Here is a 17,746-nt window from a genome sequence, read left to right as displayed (position 1 = left end):
CCTTGCAGGGACTGTTGGATCTGTTCGGCGGAAAGCTCTTGGGACATGGGCATACACTCTGGGTCAGGCGGCGATTCTAACCCTTAAAGATGGATCCGATACACCGTTGGGCAAATCACGCCACATGTCCATCACAAGCCCCCCACGGGCTGCAACACGCTATACTCCCGCTCTTTTTTCCGGAGCGACGTCATGTCCCTGCCCAGCCTGCGCCTCAAAGCCAACGCCGACCGTCGCCTGCGCGCCGGCCACCTGTGGGTCTACAGCAACGAAATCGATGTAGCCGCTACCCCGCTGCACGGTTTCAAGGCCGGCGACCAGGCCATCCTCGAAGCCGCTGGCGGCAAGCCGTTGGGCATCGTCGCGATGAGCCCCAACAACCTGATCTGCGCCCGCCTGCTATCCCGTGACGTGAAACTGCCATTGGACAAATCCCTGCTGGTGCATCGTCTCAACGTGGCGTTGTCGTTGCGTGAACGCCTGTTCGACAAACCGTTCTATCGCCTGGTCTACGGCGACTCCGACCTGTTGCCCGGCCTGGTGGTCGACCGTTTCGGCGACATTCTGGTGGTGCAGATCGCCTCCGCCACCATGGAAGCCCATAAAGAAGACGTGATCGCCGCCCTGACCCAGGTCCTCAAGCCCAGCGGCATTCTGTTCAAGAACGATTCCGCCGCCCGCGACGCCGAGGGCCTGAACCGCTACGTCGAGACGGTGTTCGGCCTCGTACCGGAGTGGGTCGCCCTGGAAGAGAACGGTGTGAAGTTCGAAGCTCCAGTCATGGCCGGTCAGAAAACCGGCTGGTTCTACGACCACCGCATGAACCGCGCACGCCTGGCACCGTATGCCAAGGGCAAGCGCGTACTGGACCTGTTCAGCTACATCGGCGGTTGGGGCGTGCAAGCCGCGGCGTTCGGTGCCAGCGAAGTATTCTGCGTCGACGCCTCCGCCTTCGCCCTCGATGGCGTAGAGCGCAACGCGGCGCTGAATGGCTTTGCTGAAAAGCTGACCTGCATTGAAGGCGACGTGTTCGAAGCCCTGAAAGAACTCAAGGCCAGCGAGGAACGTTTCGATGTCATCGTTGCCGACCCGCCAGCGTTCATCAAACGCAAGAAAGACCTGAAAAACGGTGAAGGCGCCTATCGCCGCCTCAACGAACAGGCCATGCGCCTGCTCAGCAAGGATGGCATCCTGGTCAGCGCTTCGTGCTCGATGCACCTGCCCGAAGACGACCTGCAAAACATCCTGCTGACCAGCGCCCGGCACCTGGACCGCAACATCCAGCTGCTCGAACGCGGGGGCCAGGGACCGGATCATCCGGTACACCCTGCCATCGCCGAAACCCGCTATATCAAGAGCATCACCTGCCGGTTGTTGCCCAACAGCTGAATCATTTGCAGGGCTGGAGCCAAAGCTCCTGCCCTTCACACGGACCTTTATTAAACGCAGCCCTGGCTGCGTTTTTTTTTGCACGTGCGAAAAGTTACCAAGCGCTTAAGCAAAAGCCTACAAAACAACTTTTTTGTATGAGTCATCCCACATTATTACTGGAACTTTCCTACTCAATATCCTCTTGCCAAGCACTCATTAAAAACTATGATTGAACTGTCACTTCGCAAGTGATGATTATCGAAAAATACAACACTTACTCAATCCAATTGTTCAAGCAAAGGAGCTGCATCATGAAAGCAATCCATCTGGAAGCAAACAAAATCGCAAACCTGGCCGGTCTGATCGTTCCAACAGGCCGCTAAGTCAGTAAAGGGTGGTGCTGAGGAGTGCCGGCGCCTCAGCCCATCCATGCTCGCCCCTTCAGCGGAAAAACCTTAATGCATATAAATCCGTGCGTTTTCATACTTGCGCGCCCGCCGCACCAGATTGTATGGAACTATGAGCAGCACACGCAGTTCGAGCTCGACCTACATTATTCAACGCGACTGGCACAACTTATTCACAACCCTTCACACTTCGACACTTGCAACCCCATCGACATTGAATTCCTGAATGCCGGCATATTGACTGCAGAACCCAAAAAAGCCCTCGAATGGCGGTGGGACGAGTTATCCAGAATATTTCACATCGGCACAAAAAATATTCCTTGCGAAAGTGTTCCCCAAGATGTCGATGAATGGGCAACCCTGTATCTGCAGCATTGCCAAGAGGTTCTATCATCACCGCCGCCGGCCTGCCGTATAAAACCGTGTCCGGTTGACCGGATTGCCTTGACGCCCTGCTCCCTGGTCGACATCGAGGATGTTTCGCTGGGACAGGCGCTTGTGAGTCGAAGCACCTCTCGCTCATTCAGCGAACGAGCCATTTCAATCGAGCAGGTCAGCACCCTCCTCTACCTGACCCTGGGTTACCTGAACGAGCGCCCTTTGACTCACGAGACCGGCCATGCCGAAACGCTGGGCGCGCGACGCAGCAGCCCCTCGGGCGGCGGCCTGAATGCCTGCGAAGGCTACCTGTACGTGCGTCATGTTGCCGGGCTGGAACCGGGAATCTACGCCTACCATCCGGCCGAACATGCCTTGAGCCTGATCCGGTCGCTTCCGGATGAACCCCTGGGCCAATTGCTAGCCGGACAGCATTTCATCAATCCGTTGCCGTTCGGGCTATTCATCACTTCGCGCTTCGACAAGCTCTGGTGGAAGTACGAACACTCGCGCGCCTATCGAATGGCTTTTGTCGAAACAGGCCACGTGTCCCAGACCTTTTTAATGGTGGCGACTGCGCTGGGCCTCAAGACCTGGCTGACCGGGGCATTGAGCGACCGCCAGGTAGAACGGCTGCTTGACCTTGAAGACACTCCCGAACAGCCATTGTTTTTTGTCGGCTGCGGTCATGGCGATGGGCAGGTTCACTGCCAGGAACTGATGGCGCTGGTCAATGGCCAGGACTCTGCACCATGACCGGCCCGACCTTCACGCAGAGGCCTCGCTACACCTTGGGCGACTGGGATAACAAAGCTGCGGTGCGCGTGCGCAAAAACGACTACCGCCTACCCGACGATCTGGAGCAGCAACTCGCCACTCGGAACTGGTTTGCGCCAGCCTTCATACCCTATATCGAACATCCACTGATCGATAAGGCGGGGCGCGCCATTGCCCAACGCCTGGCGGCCAATCACCTGGTGTATTTCCTCGACTACACCACCTTGCTCGAACACCGAGTGGTCAATCGCGCGGTGGAAACCATCGTCCATGGCGAATTGGTCGCCCCCATCCCCGGCCAGATGAAAACCGCCGCCCTGCAGCTCTACACCGACGAGGGTTATCACGCGCTGTTTTCCAATGAAGTGGCCGAACAGATCGTCGTCCTGTACGACATCCGCGACCGGTCGCTGCCCAGGCGCATCGACCGACTGCTGGGCGTGATCGACGCCACAAGCCTTGCGGATCGCCCCCTGGCCTGGTTTCTGCTGGGGTTCGTCTCCGAAACGATCATCGCCAAGGAGCTGCTGTCCATTACCCGCGAAACCCTGGTTTCTACGGTTTACCAGATGCTCAGGAATCATCTCGAGGATGAGGCACGCCATAGTCGCTATTTCAGCGAAGTGTTCCAGTATCTATGGTCCGCCCTGGCCCCTGAGCAGCGCGCCCTGGCCGCAAGGTTGCTGCTGGACATCATCGGCCTTTACTTCGAGCCCGACATCCCCTGGTTAATGCGCAGCCTCGCCAGCGTCGGCTTCGACGAACAGGACGCTTTGAAGATCGTTGCAAACCTCCTGCAACCGGACGCTCACGCCCGACGGGTTCGCTCGGGGGCAGTATCGACCTTCACGACCATGCAACAGGCAGGTTTCTTCGACGACGGCGCCAATCGGCAGATGTTCTTCCAGGCAGGGTTTATCGATGACTGACACTCACGATCTCGCCACACGCAAAGCGGCCACTGTCGGTTTACTGTTGACGCTGACCTTGCTCGGCGTATTTCCCATCGATGTGGTGCTTCCCTCGTTTCCGGCAATGTCCGAACACTTCGAGCGTCCTTCGTCCGATATTGCCTTGTCCATCAGCCTGTTCGCAGTGGGGATCGCAGTATCCCAACTGCTGGTCGGCCCGCTTTCCGACGCCATGGGCCGAAAGAACCTGCTGCTGATCGGAATCATCGTCTCGGCCATTGGCGCAACCGGGTGCGTCGTTGCCAATGATTACTGGTCCTTCTTGCTTTTCCGGGTCATCCAAGCCGTGGGATGCGGCTGTTTCGTGCTTTCTCAGGCACTGATCCAGGACCTGTTTACAGGCCAGGAGCAGCAGCGATTACGAATTTTCCTGGTCACCTGCGGCGGCATTTTCATTTCCGTTTCGCCCTTGGCCGGCACCGGCCTGCAAAGCTGGATGGGCTGGCGCGGCAGCTTCCTGGTATTCATTGCCCTGGCTGTCAGTGTGTTCTTGAGCGCCAGCCTTCTACTCAAGCCTTTGCCAGCGGATTGCCAACCCAGGCGCCCGGACTTCATTGCGTCCTACCGGAAGGTATGCAGTGACTTCAACTTCATGGCGTACTGGCTGACGTCGGCGCTGGCTTTTTCCTGCCATTTTTCTTTCATCGTCATCTCGCCGCTGGTTCTCATCGATCAGTTGCAGCTGTCGCCCGAGGCATTTGCGCTGTCGATGCTCGGTTACGGGCTGGCCTATATCGGCGGGGGCGCGGTCGCGACCGTGCTGAGCAACAGGATCGACCCACAGACGCAAATCCTCACGGGGCTGTGCCTGATCCTGACGGCGGGCGTATTGATGCTTGGGCTCTCCAGCCAGCGCGGTTTGTCGATCACTACCCTGTTGCTGCCCATGATCGTATGCACCGCCGGAACAACCATTGCCCGTGCGGCTGCCCACACCCGGGCGATGAACATATTCCCCGAGCAAGCCGGTACATCGGCCTCGGCAGGCAGCGTGCTGATCTTCATTGTTGGCGGTTTGACCAGTGCTGCGCTCAGCCTCACGCCGCTGGACCTGCAAACCACCCTGGCCCTGTGCCTGATATTGCTCAGCCTCCTGGGGCTGGCACTCAATGGTCTGCTCCGGCATCGTCACAGGGAGCTGTTGGCAGGCTGAACGTTGCCAGTCGTCATCCCGAGCGCGACATTGGCGCCCGATCAGCGCTTTGCGTCATTTCATCCTGACGCCAGCGGTGTAGAATCGCGAGATTCATCGCCATTCATCCCCGGCGGGTTTATGAGCTCATGCCCAGGCGCGCAGTGATCCTGCAAAGTCATCGGCCACTTCCGGACACACGGCCAAAACCGAGTGTTCCAGACGTCGACAGAAGCTCACTTCCCATTGATACCTGATACGTACCTGATTTGCCGCCCGGAGTGCTCCATGCCTGATTACCGCTCGAAAACATCCACCCATGGCCGCAACATGGCCGGCGCCCGTGCATTGTGGCGCGCCACGGGGATGAAGGATGACGACTTCAAGAAGCCGATCATCGCCATTGCCAACTCCTTCACCCAGTTCGTGCCAGGCCATGTCCATCTCAAGGACCTGGGCCAACTGGTTGCCCGGGAAATCGAACGCGTAGGTGGCGTAGCCAAAGAGTTCAACACCATTGCCGTGGATGACGGTATCGCCATGGGCCACGACGGCATGCTCTATTCGCTGCCCAGTCGCGAGATCATCGCCGACTCGGTCGAATACATGGTCAATGCCCATTGCGCCGATGCCATCGTATGTATTTCCAACTGCGACAAGATCACCCCTGGCATGCTCATGGCTGCCTTGCGCCTGAACATCCCGGTGATCTTCGTTTCCGGCGGCCCGATGGAAGCCGGCAAGACCAAACTCGCCAGTCATGGCCTTGACCTGGTCGACGCCATGGTGATCGCCGCCGACTCCAGCGCCTCTGACGAGAAGGTCGCGGAGTACGAGCGTAGCGCCTGTCCGACCTGCGGTTCGTGCTCCGGCATGTTCACCGCCAACTCGATGAACTGCCTGACCGAAGCCTTGGGCCTTGCTCTACCGGGTAACGGTTCGACCCTCGCCACCCACAGCGATCGCGAACAGCTGTTCCTGCAGGCCGGCCGGACCATCGTCGAGCTCTGCAAACGCTACTACGGCGAGAACGACGAGTCGGTGCTGCCGCGTAACATCGCTAACTTCAAGGCGTTCGAAAACGCCATGACCCTGGACATCGCCATGGGCGGTTCCACCAACACCATCCTGCATTTGCTGGCCGCCGCCCAGGAAGCCGAGATCGATTTCGACCTGCGCGACATCGACCGTTTGTCCCGGCACGTGCCGCAGTTGTGCAAGGTCGCGCCGAACATCCAGAAGTACCACATGGAAGACGTACACCGCGCTGGCGGGATCTTCAGCATCCTCGGCTCCCTGGCCCGTGGTGGTCTGTTGCACACCGATCTGCCGACCGTACACAGCAAAACCATGGCCGAGGCCATCGCCAAGTGGGACATCACCCAGACCACTGACGAAGCTGTGCATCATTTCTTCAAGGCCGGCCCGGCAGGCATTCCGACGCAAACGGCGTTCAGCCAATCGACCCGCTGGGAAACCCTGGACGATGACCGTGAAAACGGCTGCATCCGCAGCGTCGAGCACGCGTACTCCAAAGAAGGTGGCCTGGCCGTGCTGTACGGCAACATCGCTCTGGATGGCTGCGTAGTAAAAACCGCCGGCGTCGACGAATCGATCCATGTGTTCGAGGGCAACGCCAAGATTTTCGAGAGCCAGGACAGCGCCGTGCGCGGGATCCTCGCCGACGAAGTGAAGGCCGGCGATATCGTGATCATCCGCTACGAAGGGCCAAAAGGCGGTCCGGGCATGCAGGAAATGCTTTACCCCACGTCCTACCTGAAATCCAAAGGCCTGGGCAAAGACTGCGCCCTGCTGACCGATGGACGCTTCTCCGGCGGCACCTCAGGCTTGTCCATCGGCCATGCTTCACCGGAAGCCGCTGCTGGCGGGGCCATCGGTCTGGTGCGCGACGGTGACAAAGTCCTGATCGACATTCCGAACCGCTCGATCAACCTGCTGATCAGCGATGAAGAACTGGCCGGGCGCCGTGTTGAACAGAACAACAAAGGCTGGAAGCCGGTAGAAGTGCGTCCGCGTAAAGTCACCACCGCCCTCAAGGCCTACGCCCTGCTCGCCACCAGCGCCGACAAGGGCGCAGTGCGGAACAAGGCGATGTTGGACGGGCTGTAAGTCAAACATCTCAATCACAATGCCCGCCTACTGTTACGTAAGCATTGACGTCATCGGCGGGCTTACCGAGATCCGATGCCAGGCCCTGGCATCGGATTTTTTATGCCTGATTACTTATTTCAATAAGTAGCAAGACCTATCTCTAACAAGCATAAAAAACTGTCAGTTATAACAGTGTCTGAAAGTACCCGGAGATTGATATTTTTCCTCACTCACAAGGAGAAACGGTGATGAACAGAAAAATTGATACCTTCATCTTTTTGGCAGCTTTGGGTGCATATGAAAGTTGTTTCAGCGCCTCATGGACTTATGACGGCAGTCACGGACCAGAGCACTGGGGAAATTTAACTCCAGAGTATGCGACCTGCATGACAAGCTATCAACAATCCCCTATTAACATTGAGTCAGGTCTTGCTCAGAGGGTCGCTCTACCAAAGCTAGATATGTACTACATCGCAGACCATGTTGAGATCATAAACAATGAACATACGATACAAGTAAACGTCGCACCAGGCAGCAAACTATACGTGGGCGGGGAAGAAGCGGATCTTAAACAGTTTCATTTCCATTCTCCCAGTGAAGAACAGATTGATGGAGTGGCCTACCCGTTAGATGCCCACTTTGTTCACGTGACTCGTGATGGCAGGATTTCGGTGACGGCTGTTCTATTTAAAGAAGGGCATGAAAATTTTGGAGTTACGCAAATTTTTAATGCATTCCCAACAGCCGGCCAAGTCAACAAAGTCGCCTATTACAATCTGCACAGCCTATTTCCCCAGGGCAGGGAATACTATAAATACACGGGCTCACTCACAACACCTCCGTGTAGCGATGGTGTTACTTGGCGGATTATGACGGAGCCTGTTGAGATTTCCAAAGAGCAGATACAAGCTTTTAAAACGCATTACAAAATGAATGCTCGGCCGCTTCAGCCATTGAACAATCGGATAGTGGAGGTAGGTGGGGGATAGTCGGGCGAACCGATTGTCATTTCTCCCCGTAATCAAAACAAAGAATTCATGATTTTGCTTTGCCCTGCATTTTTGATTTTGATAACCCATTTCCAGGCTTATACGAAAAGTCGCCGAGCCGCGATCAGGCAAGGCGATCTTTTCCCTACCGCTCGAATTTCAAGCGATAGATGAAAAGATCGCAGGCTTCGCCAGCGCCTACTGGATATCTTCCGGCTTGACGATTACCCAGTTCTTGTCCGCCGTCACCGGCAGTCCTTCCTTGGCCTGGGCCGCTGCGTGCTTGGCCATCATGCCGTTGATCTGGTCCATGTACTTATCTTTGCGATTGACCCACAAGTGAATGCCGCCTTTGGCCACGTTCACATCGTGGAACAACATGTAGCCGTCGCTGCTGGGCGTGTCGCCAGCCACTAGCACCGGTTTTTTCCATTCGTCGATGTACGTCAGGATTGCCGCATGCTTGCCGGCCATCCAGGTCGCCGGGGTCCACAGATACGGTGTGTACTCAAGACTCAGGTTGGCCTTCTCGTCATATTTGCCATTGATGATCTGCTTGCGGGCCGTGGTCAGTTCGCCCGTCTTGCGGTCCTTGAGCAGCGTGGTCACACCGATGATGTTCTGCGGCTTGAGGTTGTAGCCGTACTTCGGATCCGCGGCGACCATGCGCACCAACTCTTCCGAAGCCGCGGTCATGACATAGACCTCGATGCCGTTTTCCACCAGTTTGTTGTACAGCTCGACCTGACCGGTGAAAATCTTCGGCGGGTTGACGTTGTAGTTGACCACCTTGTCGCCGTCGTAATACGTGGTCGGGACCGGCTTGCCAGAAGCCATCAGTTCGTCGACGTAGCCTTTGAGTTCTTTGAGGGTAAAGCCGGAAAACACCTGGGCGACCCAGGGGTAGCAAACCATGTCGTCCACTTCGCACAAACGGTAGTAGTAGCTGAACAGGCTTTCCTTGTGTTCGGCCGTGTCTTTGAACGGCATCAGCTTCAGAGATGGGTCGAGGGTTTCGCGGGTGATGAGGCCCTTGTTCTCCATGAACGGCAGCAACGACTCTTCCAGGTCGTAGCGGTAACTGGTGTTGTCCATGTCGAACACCGCGTAGTTACCTTTGTTGGCGTTGGCCGCAATCATCGCATCCAGCGCCTTGGCCTGTTCCGCTGGCCAGTGCTTGAGCTCAGTAGCGAGCGCCTGGCCAACGAGACCCAGGCCCAAGGCGACAACGAGAAGGTGAGGTGCAAGCTTCATCGGCGTTTCTCCAAGGTTCAAAGAACTCGACGCTAACAAATGCTTGTGACGTTTCTCTCCTGCCCGCGACCGCTTGCGTCTTGATACCGCCAGCGGCATGCCCATAAACGTCATTGCCTTATTCCATAAACGACAATCTACATACCTTTTTATTATTAATTCATTAGATATCAGGCTGTTAGGCTTCCCGCCTCGCAGTCGCGGCTTCAGGCGACTGGCACACGTTCTATCGGAGTTTTTTGATGAATCTGCCGCTGATCCTCAATCTGCTGGTGTTCCTCGCCTTGCTGTTCGGTCTGGCGCAAACCCGTCACAGCACCTGGAGCCTGGCCAAAAAAGTGCTGCTGGCACTGGTGCTGGGCGTGCTGTTCGGCACCGTCCTGCACACGATTTACGGCGCCGACAACCCGGTGTTGAAAGCCTCGATCAACTGGTTTGACCTGGTGGGCAACGGCTACGTGCAGTTGCTGCAGATGATCGTGATTCCGCTGGTCTTCGCTTCAATTCTCAGCGCGGTAGCGCGCCTGCATAACGCCTCCTCCCTGGGCAAGATCAGCTTCCTGACCATCGGCACGCTGCTGTTCACCACCGCCATCGCCGCGCTTATTGGTATCGGCCTGACCAACCTGTTCGGTCTCACCGCCGAAGGCCTGGTGGCCGGCACTCAGGAAATCGCGCGCCTGCAGGTGATCCAGAGCGACTATGCCGGCAAGGTCGCTGACCTGAATATCCCGCAACTGCTGCTCTCATTCGTTCCGCAAAACCCCTTTGCCGACCTGGCCCGGGCCAAGCCGACCTCCATCATCAGCGTGGTGATATTCGCGGCCTTCCTGGGTGTCGCGGCGCTGCAATTGCTCAAGGATGACGTGGAAAAAGGTCAGAAAGTGGTCAACGCCATCGACACCCTGCAAAGCTGGGTGACACGTCTGGTGCGGCTGGTGATGAAGCTGACCCCGTACGGCGTGCTGGCGCTGATGACCAAAGTGGTGGCCGGCTCCAACGTGCAGGACATCATAAAGCTTGGCAGTTTCGTGGTGGTGTCGTACCTGGGGCTGGGCCTGATGTTCGTGGTCCACGGTCTGCTGGTGTCCGCCGCCGGAATCAATCCGTTGCGCTTCTTCCGCAAGATATGGCCGGTCCTGACCTTCGCCTTCACCAGCCGCTCCAGCGCCGCGACCATCCCGCTGAGTATCGAAGCCCAGACCAGCCGCCTCGGCATTCCACGGGCCATTGCCAGCTTCAGCGCGTCGTTCGGCGCCACCATCGGCCAGAACGGCTGCGCCGGGCTCTACCCGGCCATGCTGGCGGTGATGGTCGCGCCGACCGTGGGCATCAACCCGCTGGATCCGGTGTGGCTCGCAACGCTGGTAGCGATTGTGACCTTGAGCTCGGCCGGGGTGGCCGGCGTCGGTGGCGGCGCAACGTTTGCCGCGTTGATCGTGCTACCGGCCATGGGCTTGCCGGTTTCCCTGGTGGCGCTGCTGATTTCCGTCGAGCCGCTGATCGACATGGGCCGCACGGCGTTGAACGTCAGCGGCTCGATCACCGCCGGGGCCATCACCAGCCAGGTGATGCAGCAGACCGACAAGGCTTTGCTGGATGCCGAGGAGCATGGGGAGTTGGTGCAGGCTTGATTGCTCGATAACTTGTGGGAGCAAAGCTTGCTCGCGAAGAACGGTGATGCGGTTCGACTGAAGCGCCGCGTCGTCTGAATCGCGAGCAAGCTTTGCTCCCACATGACTTACAGCTTTTCCCACACCTCAAAGCTGTAGGCCGGCTTGTCTCCTTCTGCCGGATTCGGCTGGGTCGACACCAATTTCCACTGGCTCGAATCGAACGCCGGAAACCAGGCATCGCCATCCGGGCTCAACGCCACACGGGTCAGGTACAGCCGATCCGCCTGTTCCAGGGCCTGGGCGTACAGTTGGGCGCCGCCAATCAACATCAACTCATCGACGCCCTGTTCCAGCGCCCACGCCTCGGCCCGCTCCACCGCGGCCTCCAGCGTGGAAAAGACTTCCGCGCCCTCCAGCACGAGGCCAGACTGACGACTGACCACGATGTTCAAGCGCCCCGGCAGCGGCCGCCCCAGGGAATCCCAGGTCTTGCGGCCCATGATGATCGGCTTGCCCAAGGTGGTGGCCTTGAAGTATTTAAAGTCCCCTGGCAAGTGCCAGGGCATGCTGTTGTCGACGCCGATCACACGGTTTTCACCGAGGGCTGCGATCAGGCTTAAGGGAAGTGTTTTTTTCATGACAGCGAGGATACCAGAGGCCACAGCGGTTATGCTCAACCCTCATTTGCAACGGAAACGCCCGTGTCTGAACCCCTGACAAAGCTGCACGACCTCTGGTTGACCGAGACGGTACGCCTGCGTGAAGAACACGCCGGCCCGCTCGAAGATCAGGAAGCCAATCGCCTGGCCCGCGCGGCGGGCGGCGATTTATCCAGCCGTATCCGCCACCGCGCCCGCTGGCTGGCCGAGCGCGACGGCCTCAGCCAGGCCTTGCATCACTGGCTGCAAGGGGCGCGCCTGGCGCTGATCATAATGGCTGTACTCGCCATCATCAGTGGCGCTGGCCTAGGGTTTGCCGCACTCGGCGACGGACAAACGCCGGTCAATGTGTTCTGGGCCCTGGGCAGCCTGTTGGCATTGAACCTGATCTTGCTTATCGGCTGGGTCCTGGGCCTGTTCTTTGCGGGTGAGCAAGGAGCAGCGCTGGGGCGCCTGTGGTTGTGGCTCAGCGAAAAACTCGCCCGCGATGCCAAGGCTGCGCAACTGGCGCCAGCCCTGCTGCTGTTATTGCAACGGCACAAGCTCAATCGCTGGGCCCTCGGTGCGCTGGTCAATGGTTTGTGGCTGCTGGCGATGCTCAGCGCGCTGGTCATCGTACTGATGCTGATGGCCACCCGGCGCTACGGTTTTGTATGGGAAACCACCATTCTCGGCGGTGAGACCTTCGTCGTCATGACCCAGGCCCTCGGCGCCCTGCCCGCCCTGCTGGGCTTGAGCGGGCCAACCGAAGAGATGATTCGCGCCAGTGGCGACGCTGCGCTGAATATCGAAAGCGCCCGCCAGGCCTGGGCCGCCTGGCTGGTGGGCGTGACGCTGGTCTACGGCGTGTTGCCGCGCCTGTGTCTGGCGCTGTTGTGCCTGTGGCGCTGGCGTCGCGGCCGCGCCACGCTGCGCCTGGACTTGAATCTGCCAGGTTATGCCCAACTGCGGGAGCGGCTGATGCCCAGTAGCGAGCGCCTGGGCATCAGCGATGCCGCGCCCGCGCAATTGCATCAAATTGAAAGTAACGTCGGCGCGCTGCAAAGCGACGGTGCGCTGCTGGTGGCGATCGAACTGGACGACCGGCCTTGGCCACCGAAATTGCCAGGCACGGTGAAAAATGCCGGGGTGCTCGACAGCCGCGAATCCCGCCACAAACTTCTTGAGCAACTGTCACGCTTTCCTCCCGCACGCCTGGCGATTGCCTGCGACCCACGACGTTCACCGGATCGTGGCAGCCTGGCGCTGATTGCCGAGCTGGCCCGCAGCGCCAGTGCCACCCGTATCTGGCTGTTGCAGGCACCGCCTGGGCAAGCGCTGGACGCTGAACGCCTGGGCGATTGGCACAACGCGCTGCAACAGTTGCAATTACCCTTCGCGGACTGCGCGCCTTTAAACTGGCTGGAGACCGGCCATGACTGAACCCAGCAAGCCGCTGAAACTGGCCGTGGTTGGCCACACCAATGTGGGCAAAACCTCTTTGCTGCGCACCCTGACCCGGGATGTCGGCTTTGGCGAAGTTTCCCACCGCCCCAGTACGACCCGACACGTCGAGGGCGCGCGGCTGTCGGTGGACGGCGAAGCCCTGCTGGAACTGTACGACACGCCTGGCCTGGAAGACGCCATCGCCCTGCTCGATTATCTCGAGCGCCTGGAGCGTCCTGGTGAACGCCTGGACGGGCCGGCACGCCTGGCGCGATTCCTGGACGGCAGCGAAGCACGACAACGCTTCGAACAGGAAGCCAAAGTGCTGCGGCAATTACTCGCCAGCGATGCCGGACTCTATGTGATCGATGCGCGAGAGCCGGTGCTGGCCAAGTACCGGGATGAGCTTCAAGTGCTCGCCAGCTGCGGCAAACCGCTGCTGCCGGTGTTGAATTTCGTCAGCAGCGCCAGCCACCGCGAGCCCGACTGGCGAGAAGCCCTGGCACGGTTGGGGCTGCACGCTCTGGTGCGTTTCGACAGCGTCGCCCCGCCCGAGGATGGCGAGCGACGCCTGTATGAAAGCCTCGCGCTGTTATTGGAAAGCGCCCGTGGGCAATTGGAACGACTGGTCGCCGATCAACAGGCCCAACGCCTGGCCCGTCAGCAGAGCGCGAAGCGCTTGATCGCCGAACTGCTGATCGATTGTGCCGCTTGCCGACGCAGCGTAGCCAGCGATGCCGAGCTGGAACGACAGGCCATCAGCGAGCTGCGCAACGCAGTGCGTCAGCGGGAGCAGCGCTGCGTCGAAGCCTTGCTCAAGCTCTACGCCTTCCGCCCCCAGGATGCCGCGGCCAGCGATTTACCTCTACTCGACGGCCGCTGGGGCGACGACCTGTTCAATCCCGACACCCTCAAACAGCTGGGCGTGCGTGTGGGTGGCGGGATCGCGGCGGGCGCAGCGGCCGGTGCCGGCGTAGATTTGCTGGTGGGCGGTCTGACCCTCGGCGCCGCCGCCCTGGCCGGCGCCATTGCCGGTGGCGCCCTGCAAACCGCCCGCAGCTATGGCAATCGGTTGATGGGCAAGCTCAAGGGTCAACGGGAGCTGACCGTGGACGACAGCGTGCTGCGCCTGTTGGCCCTGCGCCAACGGCAACTGCTGCAAGCCCTCAACCAGCGCGGCCATGCGGCAATGGACAGCATCCACATCGCCCCGTCCCAGGACAAGGCCTGGCGCGAGGGTAAGCTGCCCGAAGCCTTGAACAGGGCTAGGGCGTATCCGCAGTGGTCGTCGCTTAATCCCAAGTCACGATTGAGCCAGGCGGAGCGGCAGGAGCAGATTGAGCGGTTGGCCGAGGAGTTCTAGACACCCCCTACCTGAACCGAGGATAGGGTGGACACAGTTTGTGGTGAGGGGATTTATCCCCGTTGGGGGTGCGAAGCGCCCCCAAAATGGTTGAACGCTATTAATCTGAGGAACCGGGGTGTCAGGTTTTGGGGCGGCTACGCAGCCCAGCGGGGATAAATCCCCTCGCCACAAAAGGCAGCGCCGCCAATCGTCAGTCGTTGATCAATCCCTTGAGCGCCAAAGCCGCTTCAGGCAACTCCAACTCACTGAACACCCTCACACCATGGCGCTTGAGCAAGGCCGCCGTCACGCCTTCGCCACTGACTTTCACGCCACTGAACGTCCCGTCATAGGTCAACAGATTGCCGCACGATGGGCTGTTGGCCTTGAGCACGGCGACCCGGATGCCGTGCTCACGCACCAACGCCAGCGCCTGATGCGCACCTGACAAAAACTGCGCACTGACCTCTTCGCCGTCGGCAGTGATTACTGATGCGAGGCCATCGAGCACTTGCCCACCCTGCCCGCCGGGAATCTCCGCCGCCGCCCGAGGCGTGGGCAAGCCGCCGGCCACTTCCGGGCACAGCGGCACGACCCGACCTTCATCGAGCCAGCGTTGAAGCTGATCGAACGGGCCGCTGGCACCGCCGTCGTAGCGCACGCGGTGCCCAAGCAGGCAACGACTGACCAGAATCTTTTCCATGATCAGAACAACTCAGTGCCGCGGCGCCGGAACCAGCCGGTCAAGGACAGGCGATCGCGCGTAGCCGGCAGGACTTCATGGGGGATGTCCCCCGACAGGAACACCACCAGACAACCGCCGGTAGGCACCACATCGTGCTCCACGCCATCGTCCAGGTACATGCGTAACTGGCCGCCATGCTCCGGCAACCAGGCGTCGTTGAGGTAAAGCACCGCCGACACCATGCGTCGATCGTCATCGCGAAAGCGGTCGACGTGTTTGAGGTAGAAGGCGCCGGGAGGGTACAGCGCGAAGTGACTTTCAAAATCCTCCAGCCCCAGGAACAATCCGCGATTGATCGCCTCCCGCAGGCTGTCCATCAAGCCCAGGTAACGGTCACACGCTTGCGCCTGGCCGGGCTCGATCCATTGGATATGATCACCCCGAATCCCTTCACGAATCTCCGAAAACGGCCCGCGCCCGACCGCGGCCGGGGCCAGTTCGCCTTCGGCGGCGCGCTGGCGACATTCGGCTGCCAACGCGCGGGTCAGCGCATCCGGCAGGAAGATATTCTGCTGCGACCAGCCGCGCTCGGCCAGGTCGTCGACGATACGTAACAGCAGCGGGTGATCAGAAGGTATTTGCATGGCGCGCATAGTATTCCTGTGCCTGCAAAACCGACAGCGCCGCGCAGCGGGTTTGTCACGCTTCATGGCGCAGGCGCAGGAACTTGATACGAATTCTCGACAAGTCCCCACACCCCACGGAGAATAGTCGGCTGCTGACAGGAGTCCCTATGCGCCGTTTGCTTTTCTCATTGTTGATGTTCTGTGCGTTGCCCGCCTGGGCAGACAGCTACGACCAGTTGTACAAGGTCGCCGGCTGGCCGGAACAACGGGCGCATTTCAATGACGCCTTGAGCGCCGCGCAGCAGCGTTACCAGAGCAGCCTGCCACCGGCAGTGTTCCAGGCACTGGTGAACAACAGCAATCAACGCTTTGCCCCCCAGGCCATGGACCAGCGGGCCGAGGCGCAATTGCGCAAGAACCTCACCGACCCAGCCCCGGCCCTGAGTTTTTTTCAGTCGCCCCTGGGCCGCAAAGTCGTGGCAGCCGAGCTGCTGGCGACCCGTCGCGATCAATTGGCGAAGAACGCCAAGGGCCTGCCGAAGATGCAAGTCAGCGACAACCGCCTGTTGATCATCGGCCATCTGGCCCAGTCCCTGCCCGCCCGCGAGGCCGGCGCCGAAGTCAGCCTGGCGATCGCCGGCGTGGCGGCGGACAGCCTGAGCTCGATGATCCCCGGCCTGCTGGGTGCCGGCCAGGCCCAGGGCATGCTGAACGGTCAGCGCCAGCGTCTGATGGAGCAGATCGGCGCAGACCTGAACAACACGCTGCTGTATGTCTACCGCGACCTCACGGACACCGAGCTGGAAGAGTTCGCCACCTTCGCCGAGTCGGCGGAGGGCCAGGCCTATTATCAAGCGGCCTTGGCAGCGATTCGGGCGGGGTTGGCGGTGGGGCAGACTCTGGGGCAATAGATAGATCTTCAGCGCCCCTGACACCGCTATCGCGAGCAGGCTCGCTCCCACAGGGTGTTTGAGTGAACTCGGATTTTGTGATCGTCGAAAAACCAGTGTGGGAGCGAGCCTGCTCGCGATAGCAATAGCACGGTCACCGCCGAACCCGGCTCATCCGCTTCGTCAGAAACCCAAACATCTCCTGACGCATCGCCAGCGATTCATTCGCCAAGTGATGCCGGCCTTCGGGCAACATCAGCACCTGGGGCCGATCGAACTTGCTGCGCAACACCTGCAGGTTATGCGCCCAATCCACCGTCATGTCCGCCTGGCCCTGCACGATCAAGGGCTGGCGCGGGCTGCTCGGGGCAGCTTCGATTCGCTTGATCCATTGCCCCAACGCTCCGACCCACGCGGTAGGCAGGCGCAACGGTTGCAACGGGTCGGCTTGCAGGAATGGCAGGAAGTCCGGGTCGGTGGAGTTCTCGCTGAAACGCCGGGCGATGCCGGTTACAAAGGGTTTGAGCAAGTAGTAACTCAAGCGCGACCAGCCCCAGGCCCGCGGCCGCACCAAGGGCGACAGCAGTATGACCTGACCTTGGGCAGGGCTGTGCTGGCCCTGATTGAGCACGTGATCAACCACGATGGCCCCTCCGGTGCTTTGTCCGCACAGATGCCAGGGTTGCGGCAGCTCCAGCGTCCCGGCCTCGGTCAGCAGCCCTTGCAACGTGGCCTGGTACTCGGCGAAATCACCGATGCTGGCGCGTTCGCCACTGGACAGGCCGTGACCCGGCAAGTCGCAGGCGATCACGGCGAATTTCTGCTCCAGCGCCCACTCGATCAAGTGCCGGTACAACCCCATATGGTCGTAATAGCCGTGGAACAGAAACAGCGTCGCTACAGCTTTTTCCGGCAACCAGACCTGACCGACCAGCTCATATCCGTCTATCTCGAAACGCCCCAGGCCCTTGCGCATTGTGCGGTGGGGAAAATCCAGGCCGTAGAACCGCTGATAAGCCAGCGCCTGCGCAGACAACGGCTGCCACTGAGCCAGAGGTTGCAGGCTGGCACGCAGGTGATCGGGGTCGAAACTGACGGGCATAGGATTT

Annotated in this window: 15 protein-coding genes; 10 read left to right on the top strand and 5 right to left on the bottom strand. The window is 59.8% G+C overall.

Features of this window, described 5'->3' with window-relative positions; all coding sequences use genetic code 11:
* Nucleotides 1–192 precede the first annotated feature (192 nt).
* The 6 genes from BMY45_RS05220 to BMY45_RS05195 all read left to right on the top strand — a co-directional run bounded on the left by BMY45_RS05220 (nt 193) and on the right by BMY45_RS05195 (nt 8,137).
* Nucleotides 193–1,389: a class I SAM-dependent rRNA methyltransferase gene (locus tag BMY45_RS05220; RefSeq protein ID WP_092395418.1), complete on the top strand. Its 1,197-nt coding sequence runs from the start codon at nt 193–195 to the stop codon at nt 1,387–1,389.
* A gap of 440 nt (nt 1,390–1,829) precedes the next feature.
* Nucleotides 1,830–2,912, top strand: a complete 1,083-nt coding sequence (locus BMY45_RS05215; protein WP_092395416.1) for a SagB family peptide dehydrogenase — start codon at nt 1,830–1,832, stop codon at nt 2,910–2,912.
* Entirely contained in the window at nt 2,909–3,862 is a 954-nt protein-coding gene (locus BMY45_RS05210; protein WP_092395414.1) for a diiron oxygenase, read from the top strand. Before BMY45_RS05215 ends, BMY45_RS05210 begins: the two co-directional genes overlap by 4 nt.
* On the top strand, nt 3,855–5,057 hold the full coding sequence (locus BMY45_RS05205; RefSeq protein ID WP_092395412.1) for an MFS transporter: 1,203 nt from the start codon (nt 3,855–3,857) through the stop codon (nt 5,055–5,057). Before BMY45_RS05210 ends, BMY45_RS05205 begins: the two co-directional genes overlap by 8 nt.
* 267 nt (nt 5,058–5,324) lie before the next feature.
* A complete protein-coding gene (gene ilvD / locus BMY45_RS05200; protein ID WP_092395410.1) occupies nt 5,325–7,166 on the top strand; it encodes a dihydroxy-acid dehydratase in 1,842 nt (613 codons plus the stop codon).
* 230 nt (nt 7,167–7,396) lie between these two features.
* Nucleotides 7,397–8,137 carry a carbonic anhydrase gene (locus BMY45_RS05195; protein WP_092395408.1) on the top strand — a complete coding sequence of 247 codons (741 nt, stop codon included), beginning with the start codon at nt 7,397–7,399 and terminating at the stop codon, nt 8,135–8,137.
* A 198-nt stretch (nt 8,138–8,335) separates the two neighbouring features.
* Here the strand turns inward: BMY45_RS05195 and BMY45_RS05190 are convergent, their stop codons facing one another.
* Nucleotides 8,336–9,391: an HAD family hydrolase gene (locus BMY45_RS05190; RefSeq protein ID WP_092395406.1), complete on the bottom strand. Its 1,056-nt coding sequence runs from the start codon at nt 9,389–9,391 to the stop codon at nt 8,336–8,338.
* 242 nt (nt 9,392–9,633) lie between these two features.
* On the opposite strand from BMY45_RS05190, the gene BMY45_RS05185 reads away from it, so the two are divergent.
* Nucleotides 9,634–11,025 carry an L-cystine transporter gene (locus tag BMY45_RS05185; protein ID WP_092395404.1) on the top strand — a complete coding sequence of 464 codons (1,392 nt, stop codon included), beginning with the start codon at nt 9,634–9,636 and terminating at the stop codon, nt 11,023–11,025.
* A 107-nt stretch (nt 11,026–11,132) separates the two neighbouring features.
* Here BMY45_RS05185 and BMY45_RS05180 read toward each other — a convergent pair whose 3' ends face one another.
* Complete coding sequence (locus tag BMY45_RS05180) at nt 11,133–11,645, bottom strand: dihydrofolate reductase (RefSeq protein ID WP_092395402.1); 513 nt, start codon at nt 11,643–11,645, stop codon at nt 11,133–11,135.
* Between the two features lie 75 nt (nt 11,646–11,720).
* Here BMY45_RS05180 and BMY45_RS05175 point away from each other — a divergent pair, with 75 nt between their 5' ends.
* Nucleotides 11,721–13,088 (top strand): DUF2868 domain-containing protein, encoded by a 1,368-nt coding sequence (locus BMY45_RS05175; RefSeq protein WP_092395998.1) that lies wholly within the window; start codon nt 11,721–11,723, stop codon nt 13,086–13,088.
* Nucleotides 13,081–14,454 carry a GTPase/DUF3482 domain-containing protein gene (locus tag BMY45_RS05170; protein ID WP_092395400.1) on the top strand — a complete coding sequence of 458 codons (1,374 nt, stop codon included), beginning with the start codon at nt 13,081–13,083 and terminating at the stop codon, nt 14,452–14,454. Before BMY45_RS05175 ends, BMY45_RS05170 begins: the two co-directional genes overlap by 8 nt.
* Nucleotides 14,455–14,647: 193 nt before the next feature.
* On the opposite strand, the gene BMY45_RS05165 is transcribed toward BMY45_RS05170, so the two are convergent.
* Nucleotides 14,648–15,139 carry a 2-thiouracil desulfurase family protein gene (locus tag BMY45_RS05165; RefSeq protein ID WP_092395398.1) on the bottom strand — a complete coding sequence of 164 codons (492 nt, stop codon included), beginning with the start codon at nt 15,137–15,139 and terminating at the stop codon, nt 14,648–14,650.
* Nucleotides 15,140–15,141: 2 nt separating this feature from the next.
* A complete protein-coding gene (locus BMY45_RS05160) occupies nt 15,142–15,774 on the bottom strand; it encodes a 2OG-Fe(II) oxygenase (RefSeq protein WP_092395396.1) in 633 nt (210 codons plus the stop codon).
* Nucleotides 15,775–15,914: 140 nt separating this feature from the next.
* Between BMY45_RS05160 and BMY45_RS05155 the strand changes: the two genes are divergently transcribed.
* Entirely contained in the window at nt 15,915–16,658 is a 744-nt protein-coding gene (locus BMY45_RS05155; protein ID WP_047226045.1) for a DUF2059 domain-containing protein, read from the top strand.
* A gap of 133 nt (nt 16,659–16,791) precedes the next feature.
* On the opposite strand, the gene BMY45_RS05150 is transcribed toward BMY45_RS05155, so the two are convergent.
* A complete protein-coding gene (locus tag BMY45_RS05150) occupies nt 16,792–17,739 on the bottom strand; it encodes a phospholipase BipL (RefSeq protein WP_092395394.1) in 948 nt (315 codons plus the stop codon).
* Between the last annotated feature and the right edge of the window lie 7 nt (nt 17,740–17,746).

The organism is Pseudomonas sp. NFACC39-1 (assembly GCF_900110355.1).
GTDB lineage: Bacteria > Pseudomonadota > Gammaproteobacteria > Pseudomonadales > Pseudomonadaceae > Aquipseudomonas > Aquipseudomonas tehranensis.
The sequence above is the reverse complement of the archived record's forward strand: the minus strand, read 5'-3'. Positions and strand labels throughout refer to the sequence as shown.